The organism is Polynucleobacter sp. UB-Raua-W9 (genome assembly GCF_018687435.1).
Lineage (GTDB): Bacteria > Pseudomonadota > Gammaproteobacteria > Burkholderiales > Burkholderiaceae > Polynucleobacter.
Genome location: NZ_CP061290.1, coordinates 932,882 through 947,711, shown reverse-complemented (window position 1 = coordinate 947,711; position 14,830 = coordinate 932,882). Strand labels below are relative to the sequence as shown.

The following is a 14,830-nucleotide window of genomic DNA, read 5'->3' as shown; positions in this document are numbered from 1 at the left end:
ATAGTCTAAGATTGCACCATGATTTCTGCTTTAATACGCTTCACTTTTCTTGTTTGCCTTGCGCTCATCGCTGCATTTATTACCCTTTACAGTTGGGGTCCTGAATACGCAATTTTGATAGCTGTAGCGCTTCTCTCTATCCCCCTAATTTATTCTTACATCAACCTAGCGAGACTAGGAAACTACGTTCAATTAGATAGTGTTGAGCTGATGCCGCTACCCAGCGGTTTTTGGGAGGATATATTTTTTAAACTGCAGCGTTTAATTAAAACTCTTAAGCAGAGAATTCGGAATATCGAACAACAGCACGATCACTTTATTGAAGCGTTTCAAGCATCGCCTAATGGAATATTGATGCTTGACGAAGATGATCAAATTGAATGGTGCAATAGTATTGCTGAACGTTTTTTTGGTTTAGTTTATAAACGGGATGTTATGCAGCGCATTAATTTTTTAATCCGTCGCCCGGAATTTATTCAATATTTAAACAAACGTCATTTTGATGAATCATTGCTCATGGAGCGCATGGGGCCTTCCAGCAATTTGAGTTTGATGTTGCAAGCTTTTCCATTCGGCAATCAGCGCCATTTATTGCTGGTGCAAAACATTACGGATTTGCAGAAGGCAGATGCAATGCGACGTGACTTCGTCGCCAATGTTTCTCACGAAATGAGAACACCAATCACTGTCTTAATGGGATTTTTAGAGACAGTTCAATCTTTAGATCTTGAGAAGAGTCAACGTGATCAGTATTTCGACATGATGATGTCACAAGCGCAACGTATGAAAAGTTTAGTAGAGGATCTTCTTACTTTGGCCAATTTAGAGGCCAATGCATTGCCTGCTACTACAAATGAAGTCAACATCGTTACTTTGATGGCATTACTCAGGAATGATGCCGAAGCCTTGTCTAAAGGAAAGCATGCATTTAATTTTGACGTTGCGAATACGCATAATTTATTTGGCGATGAACGAGAAATACTTTCTGCATTTAGTAATTTAGTTGCCAATGCAATACGCTACACACCAGATGGTGGATCTATTCATGTGAAGTGGGACATCAATGCGCAAGGGCGGGGCGAATTCTCCGTCAGGGATACTGGCCCCGGCATTGCCTCAGAGCATTTATCAAGACTCACAGAGCGTTTTTATCGCGTAGACCGGAGTCGTTCGCGGGATACCGGTGGAACAGGCTTGGGTTTAGCGATTGTCAAGCATATCGCCAGTCGACATCAAGCCCAATTGAATATTGAAAGTACTCCAGGCAGAGGCAGCACCTTTACTTTGAGCTTTCCTCAAGAGCGATTAGCCCCCTAGGCTCAGTCCTTTTTCTTCTTTTTCTTCTTTTTTGATTCTTTAGGTAGCTTTTCAGGTTTGCCGCCAGCATAAAGGCACCAAACCTTGATTTCTTCAAGTAACTCTACGAGATCATCATGGGGCAGGCTTTTTAAGTCTACAAGACCAATTGCTCCACTTTCTTGTAACTGCTTTACCGCATCTTCGTATTTATAGTCACTCATGGCTTTGGCTTGTTATTTAATAATTCGAGACTTTAACAAATAAATATGACAAAACTCACTTTTTAGCGTTTTAGAGGGCATTTAGTCAGGATCAGTAGAGATTTCAGAGCTTCTTTTTACCCCATTGAGTCTTGCAAAAAGTCGCTCTAAGGGGCCCCCGACAGCCAGAATTAGCAAAATTGCACCCATAGATAATCCCCCAAGGGCAAATTGGCCGGCCCCAAAGGTGGCGCCGATGAGGGCGCAGGCCCAGAGGCTGGCAGCCGTGGTGAGGCCATGAACCCTTTGTGAGCGCTGCTCATGAATGATGACGCCGGCACCCAAAAAGCCAAGCCCTGTAATAAGACCCTGCAGAACCCGACTGACGGCCTGTGCATCATCTAGAACAAAATCACTGATGAGCATGACAGCGGTGGCAGAGCCAATGGCAACCAAAGAATGGGTACGAATCCCGGCAGATTTATGGTGTAACCAGCGGTTAAGACCCAGCACAGCCCCAACAAAAAGTGCCAGAGCCAGCCTGAGGGCAATGATGCTGTAAAGGTCCCAATCAAGCATGTTAATCCCTTGCTTATCAATTATTGATTGATTTAGTGTATCGCAGCTACATCAATTGGTCATAAAAACGCCATCACGCTGTCATTCCTGCGATTAACAATATGAATGTAGTTAATTGAAGTTTGGAAGTTTCTGCACAACAGAAATACCTAGATCAATCTTTCACCACAAGGATGCATTATGAAAAAATTTATCTTACGTTTATGGCAGGCATGGTACGAAGCGCGTTTAGCTTATGCAAATCGTTTTACGCAACATCGACTGGGTAGTTAGTCATCAGAGTGTCATGAGTCCGGTATAAATTGAACTGTCAGATCTCCTCTGACCAAGATAATGCAGCATTACCCTCCCTTTAACCCAGCCTGTGCTGGGTTTTTTCTTTCCAAGGCCTTAATAAAACTGAAATATAAAACTTCTAGCATATCAATATCCAATATCTTCTGCAAAGTAAATACTCTATGAACGTCAATCTTAGCAAGTACCTCTCTGATGTATTGCGCAATGAAGTTCAAAGCTACCCTACACAAGCGTCACCAGAATTCAATACACCGGCAAGCGATCGCTTGACAGATCCAAAAATTAACCAATTTATAGTTGATAAAAGATTTTCACTGCGTCTCGATGAGATTGTTTAATTCACCAACTGATTGCGATCTCATTTCTAATGACACGACCATACAATATTCTTTTTTTATGCACTGGTAATTCAGCCAGATCCATTATCGGCGAGGCTCTTGCGACAACGCTAAGTCACGGCCGCTTTATTGGATATTCTGCGGGCTCAAGCCCGAAACAATTTGTTCACCCCATAGCCTTAAAGCTGGCTCGAGAGATGGGTTATCCCCTCGAATTACTGAGAAGTAAGACCTGGGATGAGTTTGGTACAGAAAATGCGCCCCATATGGATTTCATCATCACTGTGTGTGATTCAGCTGCTGGTGAAGAATGTCCGTATTGGCCAGGTCATCCTACAACAGCTCATTGGGGTTTTATGGATCCTGCGGCTGTAACCAGCAGTGAACAAGATATGTGGGATGCCTTCAGAAAAGTCGAAATGGGCTTGCGCAACCGTATTGAGTTGCTACTTGATCTTCCGATCGACAAACTTGATCACTTGCAGATTAAAGATGAGCTCAACTTAATCCACAAGAAATTTAACTAGCAATACAACTGATTGGAATAGTGAAATGGCAACTTACAGCATCTATTTCGCTGGCTTGTCTTTGACAACGCACCAAAAATTTACACTGGCCAAGGCAATTACAAAAATTCATGCGGATGTTACTGGTGCTGAGGCCTATTTTGCCCAAGTTGTCTTTAAACAGTTGGATATTCATGACTGCTTCATTGGTGGTGTTTTGCTAGATGAACCCCATATCTTTCTGAGCGGGCAAATTCGAGTTGGTAGAAGCGAGCAAGTAAAAAAACAATTGCTAGTGGAGCTGGAAATTGCGATTCAAAGTACTACAAAATTAGCGGGGCATCAGATTTGGGCATACATCGATGAAATACCTCCAAGTCAAATGATTGAGTATGGCCAAATACTGCCTTCTGTGGGCGACGATTCTGTTTGGTTTTCCACCTTGCCTGCTAGCATTCAAAAGAAGCTGAATTACCTGAATTCATAGCCCAACGCCTTTTTTCTTCCTAAGGCATTAATATGGGCGGGTATATTCACCTCCTGAGTAAATCATGTTTTTAGCGAAGAAACCACAATTTGCCGTTTTAAAATCTGTAGAGTCTTTTAAAAATCCGCGTCCTAGTATTAAAAAGCGCATGGCCGATGGCAAGGCATTACGCAAGGTGGTGAGCTTTTCTGATCAGGGCATCTATACGCCGCCTAAGCATCGAATTGATCCTATTACGATATTGGAAGCTCAAGCTAAACAGCGTATTGAATCCTTAATTCCAATTCGTTATGAGCGGATGTTGCAGTCTCCATTTTCTTTTTATCGTGGCGGCGCTGCCATCATGGCACAAGACCTAGCCAATCAACCTACAACCAATATTACTGTGCAACTTTGTGGTGATATGCATGTCTCCAACTTTGGCTTATTTGGAACTGCTGAGCATCGATTGGTTTTTGGTATTAATGATTTTGATGAAACTCTTCCTGGCAGCTGGGAGTGGGATATCAAGCGTTTGGTTGCTAGTGCTCTAATAGCATCCGATAGTATGGGTGGTGATAAAGCTTTAGGAAAAAAGCTGGTGCACAACATAGCCTCTGAATACCAAAAGCGCATTGAACAGTACGCAAAAATGCCCTATTTAGATTTAGCGCAAGAGTTTATTGGTGAGAAAGATATTCGCAAGCACTTTAGCAAAGAACATGAAAAGAAGCTTGATGTTTATCTGAAGGAGACTAAAGGGCAGGGCAATATTCAGGTACTACAAAGCTTAACAACTCTGGTTGGCAAAAATCGTAAGATTATTAATAAACCGCCGTTGATTGAGCATTTCAAGAAAGATGCTTATGGCGTCTCTTTAGAATCATTGATTCACAAAGCCTTATTAAATTATTCCAGCACCTTACTAGCTGACCGGCAAATATTATTCCAACGCTACGCATTAAAAGATTACGCTAGAAAAGTCGTTGGTGTTGGTAGCGTCGGCACCAATTGTATGGTCTTGTATTTTGAGGGCGATAGTGAAGTTGATCCACTTTTTCTGCAATATAAAGAAGCCCAAAAATCTGTTTTAACGCCATATTTAGGAGAATCTATTTATCGCGATATGGGTAGACGGGTTGTTGCGGGTCAACACTTGCTACAAGGTGCGCCTGACATTTTTTTGAATTACGGTGCAGTTCAATTCGACATTAACAAGAGTCAGGGTTTCTATTTGCGTCAATTACGCGATATGAAGGGCGGTATTGGCGTAGGTACTGGTGGCGTAACCTTACAAACCTTTCCAGACTATGCAAAGTTATTTGGCTGGGCATTGGCGCTAGGCCATGCGCGCTCTGGTGACGCTGCTGTTATTGCAGGTTACTGCGGTCAATCTGAGGAGCTGAATGAGTCTCTCTATTCATTTGCCAAGTCTTATGCAAAGCAAAATCAGCAAGATTACGAAGTCTTTTGCAAAGCCGTCAAGAGCGGTAAATTAAAGACTGCTAAGAAAAAAACAGCCTGTTAGACAGGAGGCTGAAGCGGGTGTCACAGATCTGTCATCTTATTTGTAGATATTGTAATTTGACATATATCTAATCTATTTTCTTTCCCATGAATAATCTCCGCCTAGTTAAATTCTCTACATTTATTTTTAGCATCCTATCGATTGGTACCGTGTATGCGCAAGCAATTTATCCAATTGATCAGGCTGAAATCTTGGCGGGATCTAAATTTGATATCAAAATTGAGTTTAGCCAAGTGCTCAAGCCAGAAGAAGTGTTTATTGAATTAAACGGTGTGCCTGCTAATAAAGCAATCCTGTCAAAATCTGAATTCATCTCCAATGAAAATGGTAAAGGTAGTTCAATCATCTATCGAGATGTCCAATTATCAAAAGCTGGAAAATATCAAGTCTTAGCACGTACCCCTCAAGAAAAGCTACAAGTTACTTGGGATGTTTATGCAAGTGGCCCGCGCAGAGTAAAGAATGTCATTTTATTTATTGGTGACGGAATGACGATCGCTAACAGAACAGCAGCAAGGGTGCTCTCCAAGGGTATTGCAGAAGGTAAGTATCAAGGTAGATTGGCTTTTGATGACATGCCGAGCACTGCCATGATTGGCACGTCAGGTTCAGATTCACTCATCACAGACTCTGCCAATTCTATGAGTGCTTATACAACGGGTCACAAAACTGCTGTGAATGCTATGGGTGTATATGTTTCTCGTGCCAACGATAACTTATCGCATCCTAAAGTAGAAACCATTACCGAATTGCTCAAGCGCAAAACAAAGATGTCAGTAGGTATTGTGTCTGATGCTGAATTAGAAGATGCCACACCAGCTGCAATGGTGGCCCATACAAGACGTAGGGCTGACAAACAATATATTGCTGATCAATTGCTGGCAAGTAAGGCTGAAGTCATTTTGGGTGGTGGATCCGCTTACTTCTATCCAAAATCTAGCAAAGGATCAAAGCGTAAGGATGAGAATAATCTCGTTGATACATTTAAGACCGATGGTTATCAAATAGCCCTGACTAAGCAAGAATTGATTGCCGCTGCTCAAAATAAAAATACCAAAAAATTATTTGGCGTATTTCATCCAGATAATATGGATGGATCGCTTGATCGCTTATTCTTGAAAAAGAATACCGTCTCCCAATATCCAAACCAGCCAGATTTAACCGAGATGACTCAATCAGCAATTGATGTTTTATCTCGGAACCCGAATGGCTTCTTCTTGATGGTTGAGGCGGCCTTAATTGATAAGTTCAATCACCCCTTGGATTGGGAGAGAGCGGCTTTTGATACTATTATGCTAAGTAATGCGGTACAGGTGGCAAAAGACTTTGCCAAGACCCATCCTGATACCCTGATCATTGTGACGCCTGACCATACGCATAGCGGCTCCATTAGTGGCGTGGTGCATGACGATAAGCCAGGTCCTTTGCGGGAAAAAGTGGGCATATACGCTGATGCTGGCTACCCCAATTATCCTAAGGCAGATATCCAAGGTTACCCCAATCAAATTGATGTTACTAAGCGACTGGCTTTTTTCTACGGAAGCTATCCCGATCATTATGAAACTCTGCACCCTAAGCTTGATGGTACTTTTGTGCCTGCTGTAAAAGGCGAGGATGGAAAATATGTTGCTAATTCAAAATATTTGCAACTACAAGAGGATGCCATTCATGTTGGCGGCAATTTGCCATCTCACCAAGACGTAGGCGTTCATACCGCTGATGATGCTGTTCTTAATGCTACGGGTCCGGGCTCAGAGAAATTCAAAGGCTTTATGGACAATACTGAGGTGTTCAAAATCATGGTCCAGACCCTAGGTCTTGGCGCTAAATAATCTTTCAAAAGAGATCAATGGAGTCAATCAGCAATATTAATCTTTCCTCCTTGGCCGATACAGCGATCAGCTTATCAAGCGCATTTTTCTTAGGGGGATTGATTGGTCTTGAGCGTCAATACCGGCAACGAACAGCTGGCTTAAGAACCAATATTCTAGTTGCAATTGGTGCTGCAATTTTTGTTGATGCGGCCAATCGTTTAACCGGTCACGATGGCGCGGTGCACGTTATGGCTTATGTTGTCTCAGGCATTGGCTTTTTGGGTGCTGGCGTGATCATGCGCGAAGAAGGTAATGTGCGGGGTATCAATACAGCGGCTACGCTTTGGGCTTCTGGCGCCATTGGAGCTTGTGCTGGCGCTGATCTTATTCTGGAAGCGGGCTTGGCTACATTGTTTGTGTTGGCTGCCAATACCTTATTGCGTCCAGTAGTGAGTTTTATTAATCGTCAACCGCTCGATACAGATTCTGTAGAGGTCACCAACTCTGTTTACATCATCACCCCTAAACATGCTCAAAAAATTGCCCTAAAACAATTTATCGACACATTAGAAGGCGCAGGATTTCAGACTCAGGATGTTGAAGTACATCAATTTGGCAGCGATGAAGTAGAGATACAGGCTGTATTAACGGCTAGTGCTGTCAACGGCGCTGAAATGGATGCTCTGATTGCAACAATTGCGGCAAAAGATTATGTGAATCAGGCTTTCTGGAGTCCTAGTACAACCGATTAGATCCGGCCAATGATTTGACATATTCTTGAAACATCTATGGCTCAATATACGACTGTGAATCCCGCCCTAGAAAAACAACATTCGACTATTACTTGCCCCCATTGTCTGGCAACCGAGGCTCTTGAAGTCCCAAGAGGGTCCTCTCAGCATTTATACCGCTGCCGTTCCTGCAGTAATATCTTGAAACCAAAGTCTGGTGATTGCTGTATTTTCTGCAGCTTTGGCGACTTTGATTGCTCCAGTGCGGAGCAAAATTTAGCCGCATAGCCCGTTCCCTATTAGACTAGGCTGTAATTTCATGAATATGTCACGGTTTTTTCATAAAATAGACATATTTGCTTGGCGCAGCTTTTTTTAGGGAATATTTTGGCAATTCATTCTGACGACTCCGCATCTTTCTCAGACGACTTAGTTGCGGCGGTAGATCTAGGCTCCAATAGTTTTCGCATGTTGGTTGCTCAAGCAGTCAATACGCCATCCGGCACTCAGCTTCGGCCGATCGACACCTTACGTGACTCAGTTCGCTTAGCGGCTGGTCTTACAGAAAATAAGCTCTTAGGTAATGATGCTTACCAGCGTGGTTTAACTTCGATAAGACGGTTTGGAGAGCGTATTCGGGGATTCGATCCATCGAATGTGCGCGCCGTTGCAACCAATACCTTAAGGGTTGCTAAAAATGCACAACAATTTGTGGACGATGCTCAGCAAGCCTTAGGCTTTCCGATCGAGGTGATTGCCGGGGTTGAAGAAGCCCGCCTCATTTATATTGGCGCCGCCCATGAAGTTCCAGCAGTGCAAGGTAACCGCTTAGTTGTGGATATTGGCGGTGGCTCAACCGAATTTATTATTGGTAAGGGCTATGAACCTAAGCTAATGGAAAGCTTATATATCGGCTGCGTTTCTCACAGCATGCGCTTTTTTCCAAAAGGCAATGTTGATATGCATGCATTTAAAGAGGCTGAATTAGCAGCGCGACGTGAGATTCAGGTCATTTCGGGGGCTTATCTGAGGAGCGGCTGGAAGCAAGCTATTGGATCGTCCGGCACTGCCAGGGCGCTAGCAGAGCTTATTGCAGCCAATGACTTTAATGGCCATGGAGACGGCTTAACCATGGGTCGGGTGAATACTTCCAGCGGTTTAATTACTCGTGATGGCTTGGCCGCCATGAAAAAACACCTTCTCAAATATGAACATGTCAATCAAGTTGAGCTATTGGGATTAAAAGATGATAGAAGGGCTGTCTGGCCTGGTGGTTTAGCGATCATGCTCGCAGTATTTGATGAGCTTGGCATTGAAGATATGGAAGTCACCGATGCCGCCTTACGCACTGGGGTGCTTTACGACCTATTAGGCCGCTCTCAGCACCATGACATGCGTTATGTCACTGTTGAACAATTTATGCAACGCTACTCAGCCGACCGTGATCAAGCAACGCGAGTTGGCAAACTGGCTGGTGAGTTTTTGCAGCAATTACCGAAGCCTGAGTCAGAGAGCAGGGCTGATAACATCGCGCTGTTGCAGTGGGCTGCTAACCTTCACGAAATTGGACTATCCATTTCACATAACGGCTATCACAAGCATTCTGCCTACATCGCAGGCAATGCCGATATGCCAGGCTTCTCTAAGAATGATCAGGCCCGTTTAGCTGCACTTCTCATAGGCCATACCGGCAAACTGGGTAAGCTTGCCAACAACGCCGGTTTTCATGATTGGCGCATGCTGTTCTGCCTACGCTTAGCTCAAGTACTTTGCCGCGGAAGAAGTGATGAAGACTTGCCGAAGGTAAAAGTATCCGAGAAAGATGGCGCCTATCTGATAAGCATCTCTAAGGATTGGGCTCAAACACACCCATTAACAGAGTTTAGTTTATTAAAAGAAGCAGCCGAATGGGGTCGTATCGGCCGTTCTTATGAACTCAATCTGAAATAAGAACTACAGTAGTTACAAACCCAAGAAGTGCTTAGCGTAGCGCGGATTAATTTCTGACAAGCGCAACATCGTCAGCAGATCTGCTGTATTGAAGTCAGGATCCCAAGCCGGTGAACTGCAAATCTTAGCGCCAAGCTTAAGGTAACCCTTAATTAAAGGGGGCGCATCCACTTCCAGTCCGCCATTAAGCTTATCTAATGGCAATGGTAGGCGAGGAAAGGCATGGAACTCAGTTGGAGCCATTTGCTCTTCAGTGAGGGAGTTGAAGAGGCTGGCAGCAAAGTGACCACCATCAGCCATCGGTATGCTTGCGCAGCCGAGCATAATTTCATAGCCATTTTTCTGCATGTATTGTGCTAGACCGCTCCACAAAGCCATGATTACAGCACCAGAGCGATAGTCTTGGTGTACACATGAACGACCCAATTCAACTAACTTCGGACGCAAGTGGTCCAGGCGGGATAAATCAAACTCCGCGTCAGAATACAAGCGACCAATTTCTTGGGCCTTATGAGGAGGCAGAACGCGATAGGTACCAACTACTTTTAAAGTGTCTTGATCGCGAATCAACAAATGATCGCAATAGGCATCAAATTCATCGACATCTAAACCTTCAGCATTTTGAGCAAGAGTTGCACCCATTTCTTCAGCGAAAACTTTGTAGCGCAATCTTTGCGCTTCTTTCACTTCACTAGAGGAGCTTGCCCATTCAATCTGAAATGCAGGACGCTTGGATTTGGAAGTAGGGCTAACTGTTGGAGCAATTTCAACGGCAGCTAATTCTGCACGCGCTTTAGTTGCAAACTTTTTGCCAAAGAGCTTCTTAGTCAACTTCTTTGATAACTTCTTGATTGGATTTAATTTTGAGGTAGAAAGCTTCTTTACTTTTCTTACTGAGAAAATTTCAAAGGCGCCAATTGGGTTCGGAATGTCTGACATAGTTAGCCTAGGTGAATATTAATGAGACTTTAGTGGTCGTTTATTACAGTTTTAAGACAAGCGGTATACAGACCGCAGACCACATTAAAAGGGCTATTAGGAGCGCCAACATCACTGCCGCTGAGCCAAAATCCTTGGCTCTTTTGGATAAGTCATGATGCTCGAAGGAGATGCGATCGATCGCAGCCTCAACGCTTGAATTCAACAACTCCACAACTAAAACCATCATTAATGAAGAAATTAATAAGGCTTTTTCTAAGTAAGTTGTAGGTAAGATAAACGCAAAAGGCGTTAATAAGGCAAATAAAGTGAGCTCTTGCCTAAATGCACTTTCTTCTAAAAAGGCATAGACAAGACCACACCAAGAGTTCTTGGCAGCGTGCCAAGCCCTGGTTAATCCTCGGTTGCCTTTATGAGGATTTTGATTGATGTGGTATTTGGTACTCAAAGAAGGCCTTCTTTATGCCAGAGCAGTGACATGCACATCAGTTGATGGAACAGGCTTTAGGTGATTAACGAATTGCTCTGAAGCAGCTCTCCAAGAGAACTTCTCTGCATGCGCACGAGCCACTTCGCGAGGAATCTTCAATGCTGCAATACAGGCTTCACGCAAGTCTTCATTCATTGCGCCAGCAGGAGAGTTGCCCAATACATCGATCGGACCTGTCACGGGGTAAGCTGCTACCGGTGTGCCGCAAGCCATGGCTTCCAATAGCACCAAACCAAAGGTATCCGTTTTGCTTGGGAATACAAATACATCAGCAGCAGCGTAGACCTTAGCTAACTCATGTTGCTGCAATACGCCTAGATAATTGATCTCAGGGTATTTTTCTTTGATTCCTGCCATTGCTGGGCCATCGCCAACTACCCATTTGGAACCAGGCAAGTCAATTTCCAAGAATGCATTGATATTCTTTTCAACAGCAACGCGACCAACATACAAAAAGATTGGGTGGGCTGTATTAAGGGCTTTTGATTCTTGCATCTTGAAAATATCAAGGTCTACACCTCTTGACCACAAGACCACATTATTCAGACCATACTTCTCTAAATCGTCTTTTACAACAATGGTTGGCGCCATCACAGCCATGGATGGGCCATGGAACCAACGAATGAATGCGTAGGTAATGGCAAGTGGAATGCCAGTGCGCGCTTTGACATACTCAGGAAAGCGGGTGTGATACGCAGTAGAGAAGGGAAGATTGTTTTTGACTGCATAAGAGCGTGCCGATAGGCCTAGAGGCCCTTCAGTAGCGATATGCATGGCATCTGGTGCAAATTCTTTAATGCGACGAGCTACTTCTTTACCCGGAAATAGTGAGAGCGCGATATCAGGATAGGTGGGGCATGGAATGGATTTAAAGCCGTTCGGTGTGATCATTTCTACTTCGTGACCCATAGCCGTTAATTCGGCGCGGGTTTGTTTAAGGGTGCGTACTACACCATTAACCTGTGGATCCCATGCATCGGTGATGATCATAATTTTCATAGCACAGCCTCTTTTACGAGTGGTTGAATAACAGGTTGGAAAGCAATTTCTGGAGTTTCAACAGGCTCACCTTTAATGTGCGGCCAATGAATAATTTTGAGCTCTCCCTCATGGGTTTCAACTAATGCGGTCAGACTTTCTACCCAATCACCATCGTTGCAATAGAGTAGGCCATCAATCTCCCGAATCTCTGCTTTGTGAATATGTCCACAAACAACCCCATCACAACCACGCAGACGTGCTTCTCTTGCCATAATGTGCTCGAAGTCGGCGATATAGCTGACAGCATTCTTGACCTGGTGTTTAAGGTATTGAGAAAGAGACCAGTATTGCAAGCCCATCTTGACCCGCAACATATTGAAGTAGCGATTGATGTACAGAATGAAGGAATACATGGTGTCGCCCACATAGGCTAGCCACTTGGCATATTGCATGACGCCATCAAATAGGTCGCCATGGGTTACCCATAGTTTTTTACCATCTACGGTGATGTGGATACACTCCTCAACAACCTTAACATCACCAAAAGAGAGGCCGAAGAATTGTCTGGCACTCTCATCATGGTTGCCAGGGACGTAGATCACTTCAGCGCCTTTACGTGCTTTTCGTAATAGTTTTTGAACTACGTCGTTATGGGCTTGAGGCCAGTAAAAAGACTTTTTTAGTCTCCAGCCATCAATGATGTCGCCAACTAAATAGAACTGATCAGCTTCGTTGTGCTTTAGAAAATCGAGGAGGTAGTTTGCCTGACACCCTGATGTTCCTAGGTGTACGTCTGAAATCCAGATAGCTCTGTAATGCATCATGAAATCGTATTAAGCCAAGCCACTATGAAAGCTTCATGACATTTCTAAGACACTTTTGTGACTATGCCTTTATGATTTAGCATATTCAATATAAATGCCTTTTATGACCACCAGAAATCACCTTTCGGATAGAAATACCCCCATTTTTCTTTATATCGTTCTCTGGGTTTTCGTTTGGCTCCACGTCATCAGGGGGGTAATTACCTTGCTGAGCTTATTTCCGTTCATCAGCTTGGATGCTAAAAATAGACATATTCAGAGGTGGTCTAAACGCTTATTACAGATTTTTGGCATTCAATTGCTAGTAAATTCACCTGAAGCGATCCCTGGTAACGCATATTTACTTGCGTCCAATCATGTGTCCTGGGTAGATATTCATGTCATCAACGCTTTTAGGCCTATTCGATTTGTCGCCAAATCTGAAGTTGAAAAGTGGCCCATCTTCGGCTGGATGGCAAAACAACTTGGCACTGTTTTTATTAAAAGAGATAGCTCAAGACATGCCAGACAAGTTGTTAGTGATATGGCCTCATTACTCAGAACTCAGTCTATTTGTATTTTTCCTGAGGGCACCTCAACAATTGGCAAAAGTGTTCAATCTTTTAAGCCAAACTTATTCGAAGCTGCTGTGTTAGCTGAAGTTCCAGTCTGCACATTGGCTATAGCGTATTTTGATCGAGAGACTGGTCAGCATTCTGAGGTTCCAGCATTTGTCGGTGATATGGGCTTAATAGGTTCTATGGCCAGCATATTAAAAAATCGTAGTCTGCGTGTGGAATTAAGCTTTTTTCCACCCACCAAGGCAGAGGCAGACCGGAAATCACTTGCTCTTTATAGCCAAGAACAAATTGCTCAATATCTTGCAAATCACTGTCATTAGGCTCGTTGTAATATAGATGTCATAACTATGTTCTAAAAGTAATACCCTAATTGGTAAATATCATATGACTTCAAAACACAAAGAGATGGCCGAGTGGTACCAACGTGCTCAAGAAGAAATTCTGGATAGCATGGATGAAGAACTCGAAATGGAGTTAGACGATGATCGCCTTGCTTCTGAAGGTGAAGAGGTGTCTTCGGTCCCTCGTAGCGTTTACTTTAAAGAGCTCTTTCGCCTGCAGGGTGAGCTCGTTAAGCTGCAAGACTGGGTTGTTGCTAATAAAGTCAAGGTTGCTGTTCTTTTTGAAGGCCGAGATTCTGCAGGTAAGGGCGGTGCCATTAAACGTATTACGCAACGTTTGAACCCACGTGTATGTAAGGTCGTTGCCTTGCCAGCGCCAAACGAACGCGAAAAAACGCAGTGGTATTTTCAGCGCTACATTTCTCAATTGCCCGCGGGTGGCGAAATCGTTCTTTTTGATCGCAGTTGGTATAACCGTGCTGGCGTTGAAAAAGTGATGGGCTTTTGTACGGATGATGAGTACCAAGAGTTTCTGAGAACTGTCCCAGATTTAGAGCGGATGATGATTAATTCAGGAATCATCCTGATTAAATATTGGTTCTCGATTTCTGATGATGAACAGTACAACCGTTTCATGATGCGTATTCATGACCCGCTAAAGCAGTGGAAATTGAGTCCAATGGACTTAGAGGCTCGCCGTTTGTGGGAGGCCTATACCAAAGCTAAAGAAACCATGTTGGAGCATACCCATATTCCCGAAGCTCCATGGTGGGTTGTAGCTGCAAATGATAAGAAAAAAGCGCGTTTAAATTGCATCAGCCATTTTCTGAGTCAAATCCCTTATCAAGAGATTCCCCATCCTGAAATTACCCTCCCAGCTCGGGTACACAATCCAGACTACTTGCGTGGACCTGTACCGCCCGAGATGTACGTTCCAGAAATCTATTAGTTTTTCTGAGATAGTGATAACCTCTCTTTAGAAAGAGG

At 43.7% G+C, this 14,830-nt stretch carries 17 protein-coding genes; 11 read left to right on the top strand and 6 right to left on the bottom strand.

Annotated elements, in window-relative coordinates:
- The first annotated feature begins 18 nt into the window (after positions 1 to 18).
- Positions 19 to 1,317, top strand: a complete 1,299-nt coding sequence (phoR, locus tag AOC07_RS04925; RefSeq protein ID WP_215291949.1) for a phosphate regulon sensor histidine kinase PhoR — start codon at positions 19 to 21, stop codon at positions 1,315 to 1,317.
- Positions 1,318 to 1,319: 2 nt separating this feature from the next.
- Here the strand turns inward: phoR and AOC07_RS04920 are convergent, their stop codons facing one another.
- Positions 1,320 to 1,520, bottom strand: coding sequence for a hypothetical protein (locus AOC07_RS04920; protein WP_215291948.1), 201 nt, complete (start codon positions 1,518 to 1,520; stop codon positions 1,320 to 1,322).
- A gap of 81 nt (positions 1,521 to 1,601) precedes the next feature.
- Positions 1,602 to 2,078, bottom strand: coding sequence for an MgtC/SapB family protein (locus tag AOC07_RS04915; RefSeq protein ID WP_215356860.1), 477 nt, complete (start codon positions 2,076 to 2,078; stop codon positions 1,602 to 1,604).
- 458 nt (positions 2,079 to 2,536) lie between these two features.
- On the opposite strand from AOC07_RS04915, the gene AOC07_RS04910 reads away from it, so the two are divergent.
- From AOC07_RS04910 to AOC07_RS04880, 8 genes are all read left to right on the top strand, one after another.
- Complete coding sequence (locus AOC07_RS04910; RefSeq protein WP_215356859.1) at positions 2,537 to 2,713, top strand: hypothetical protein; 177 nt, start codon at positions 2,537 to 2,539, stop codon at positions 2,711 to 2,713.
- 29 nt (positions 2,714 to 2,742) lie between these two features.
- Complete coding sequence (locus AOC07_RS04905) at positions 2,743 to 3,240, top strand: arsenate reductase ArsC (RefSeq protein WP_215291944.1); 498 nt, start codon at positions 2,743 to 2,745, stop codon at positions 3,238 to 3,240.
- Positions 3,241 to 3,265: 25 nt separating this feature from the next.
- A complete protein-coding gene (locus AOC07_RS04900; RefSeq protein ID WP_215291943.1) occupies positions 3,266 to 3,706 on the top strand; it encodes a tautomerase family protein in 441 nt (146 codons plus the stop codon).
- Between the two features lie 64 nt (positions 3,707 to 3,770).
- Entirely contained in the window at positions 3,771 to 5,213 is a 1,443-nt protein-coding gene (locus tag AOC07_RS04895) for a DUF2252 domain-containing protein (RefSeq protein ID WP_215356858.1), read from the top strand.
- An 86-nt stretch (positions 5,214 to 5,299) separates the two neighbouring features.
- Entirely contained in the window at positions 5,300 to 7,045 is a 1,746-nt protein-coding gene (locus AOC07_RS04890; RefSeq protein WP_215356857.1) for an alkaline phosphatase, read from the top strand.
- Positions 7,046 to 7,062: 17 nt separating this feature from the next.
- Positions 7,063 to 7,779, top strand: a complete 717-nt coding sequence (locus AOC07_RS04885) for an MgtC/SapB family protein (RefSeq protein ID WP_215356856.1) — start codon at positions 7,063 to 7,065, stop codon at positions 7,777 to 7,779.
- 36 nt (positions 7,780 to 7,815) lie between these two features.
- Positions 7,816 to 8,046: a GDCCVxC domain-containing (seleno)protein gene (locus AOC07_RS09450; RefSeq protein WP_305848893.1), complete on the top strand. Its 231-nt coding sequence runs from the start codon at positions 7,816 to 7,818 to the stop codon at positions 8,044 to 8,046.
- Between the two features lie 180 nt (positions 8,047 to 8,226).
- On the top strand, positions 8,227 to 9,708 hold the full coding sequence (locus AOC07_RS04880) for a Ppx/GppA phosphatase family protein (protein WP_215358477.1): 1,482 nt from the start codon (positions 8,227 to 8,229) through the stop codon (positions 9,706 to 9,708).
- A 12-nt stretch (positions 9,709 to 9,720) separates the two neighbouring features.
- Here the strand turns inward: AOC07_RS04880 and AOC07_RS04875 are convergent, their stop codons facing one another.
- The 4 genes from AOC07_RS04875 to AOC07_RS04860 are packed head-to-tail and all read right to left on the bottom strand — an operon-like array spanning position 9,721 to position 12,942.
- Positions 9,721 to 10,647, bottom strand: coding sequence for a GNAT family N-acetyltransferase (locus AOC07_RS04875; RefSeq protein WP_371816709.1), 927 nt, complete (start codon positions 10,645 to 10,647; stop codon positions 9,721 to 9,723).
- 43 nt (positions 10,648 to 10,690) lie between these two features.
- Positions 10,691 to 11,095 (bottom strand): diacylglycerol kinase, encoded by a 405-nt coding sequence (locus AOC07_RS04870; RefSeq protein ID WP_215294239.1) that lies wholly within the window; start codon positions 11,093 to 11,095, stop codon positions 10,691 to 10,693.
- A 12-nt stretch (positions 11,096 to 11,107) separates the two neighbouring features.
- Positions 11,108 to 12,136, bottom strand: a complete 1,029-nt coding sequence (locus AOC07_RS04865) for a glycosyltransferase family 1 protein (protein WP_215294238.1) — start codon at positions 12,134 to 12,136, stop codon at positions 11,108 to 11,110.
- Positions 12,133 to 12,942, bottom strand: coding sequence for a UDP-2,3-diacylglucosamine diphosphatase (locus AOC07_RS04860; protein WP_371816708.1), 810 nt, complete (start codon positions 12,940 to 12,942; stop codon positions 12,133 to 12,135). The genes AOC07_RS04865 and AOC07_RS04860 overlap by 4 nt, the downstream gene beginning before the upstream one ends.
- A 205-nt stretch (positions 12,943 to 13,147) precedes the next feature.
- On the opposite strand from AOC07_RS04860, the gene AOC07_RS04855 reads away from it, so the two are divergent.
- Both AOC07_RS04855 and ppk2 read left to right on the top strand, forming a co-directional pair.
- Entirely contained in the window at positions 13,148 to 13,822 is a 675-nt protein-coding gene (locus tag AOC07_RS04855) for a 1-acyl-sn-glycerol-3-phosphate acyltransferase (RefSeq protein WP_251371627.1), read from the top strand.
- A gap of 64 nt (positions 13,823 to 13,886) precedes the next feature.
- A complete protein-coding gene (ppk2, locus tag AOC07_RS04850; protein ID WP_215294236.1) occupies positions 13,887 to 14,792 on the top strand; it encodes a polyphosphate kinase 2 in 906 nt (301 codons plus the stop codon).
- The last annotated feature ends 38 nt before the right edge of the window (positions 14,793 to 14,830 follow it).

What these genes read in the sequence shown, in the direction of transcription:
- AOC07_RS04895 (WP_215356858.1), top strand. Translation starts at nt 3,771, where the DNA reads ATGTTTTTAGCGAAGAAACCACAATTTGCCGTTTTAAAATCTGTAGAG.
- phoR (WP_215291949.1), top strand. Translation starts at nt 19, where the DNA reads ATGATTTCTGCTTTAATACGCTTCACTTTTCTTGTTTGCCTTGCGCTC.
- AOC07_RS04910 (WP_215356859.1), top strand. Translation starts at nt 2,537, where the DNA reads ATGAACGTCAATCTTAGCAAGTACCTCTCTGATGTATTGCGCAATGAA.
- AOC07_RS04885 (WP_215356856.1), top strand. Translation starts at nt 7,063, where the DNA reads ATGGAGTCAATCAGCAATATTAATCTTTCCTCCTTGGCCGATACAGCG.
- AOC07_RS04865 (WP_215294238.1), bottom strand. Translation starts at nt 12,136, where the DNA reads ATGAAAATTATGATCATCACCGATGCATGGGATCCACAGGTTAATGGT.
- AOC07_RS04860 (WP_371816708.1), bottom strand. Translation starts at nt 12,942, where the DNA reads ATGATGCATTACAGAGCTATCTGGATTTCAGACGTACACCTAGGAACA.
- AOC07_RS04905 (WP_215291944.1), top strand. Translation starts at nt 2,743, where the DNA reads ATGACACGACCATACAATATTCTTTTTTTATGCACTGGTAATTCAGCC.
- ppk2 (WP_215294236.1), top strand. Translation starts at nt 13,887, where the DNA reads ATGACTTCAAAACACAAAGAGATGGCCGAGTGGTACCAACGTGCTCAA.
- AOC07_RS04920 (WP_215291948.1), bottom strand. Translation starts at nt 1,520, where the DNA reads ATGAGTGACTATAAATACGAAGATGCGGTAAAGCAGTTACAAGAAAGT.
- AOC07_RS04890 (WP_215356857.1), top strand. Translation starts at nt 5,300, where the DNA reads ATGAATAATCTCCGCCTAGTTAAATTCTCTACATTTATTTTTAGCATC.
- AOC07_RS04900 (WP_215291943.1), top strand. Translation starts at nt 3,266, where the DNA reads ATGGCAACTTACAGCATCTATTTCGCTGGCTTGTCTTTGACAACGCAC.
- AOC07_RS04915 (WP_215356860.1), bottom strand. Translation starts at nt 2,078, where the DNA reads ATGCTTGATTGGGACCTTTACAGCATCATTGCCCTCAGGCTGGCTCTG.
- AOC07_RS04880 (WP_215358477.1), top strand. Translation starts at nt 8,227, where the DNA reads ATGTTGGTTGCTCAAGCAGTCAATACGCCATCCGGCACTCAGCTTCGG.
- AOC07_RS04875 (WP_371816709.1), bottom strand. Translation starts at nt 10,647, where the DNA reads ATGTCAGACATTCCGAACCCAATTGGCGCCTTTGAAATTTTCTCAGTA.
- AOC07_RS09450 (WP_305848893.1), top strand. Translation starts at nt 7,816, where the DNA reads ATGGCTCAATATACGACTGTGAATCCCGCCCTAGAAAAACAACATTCG.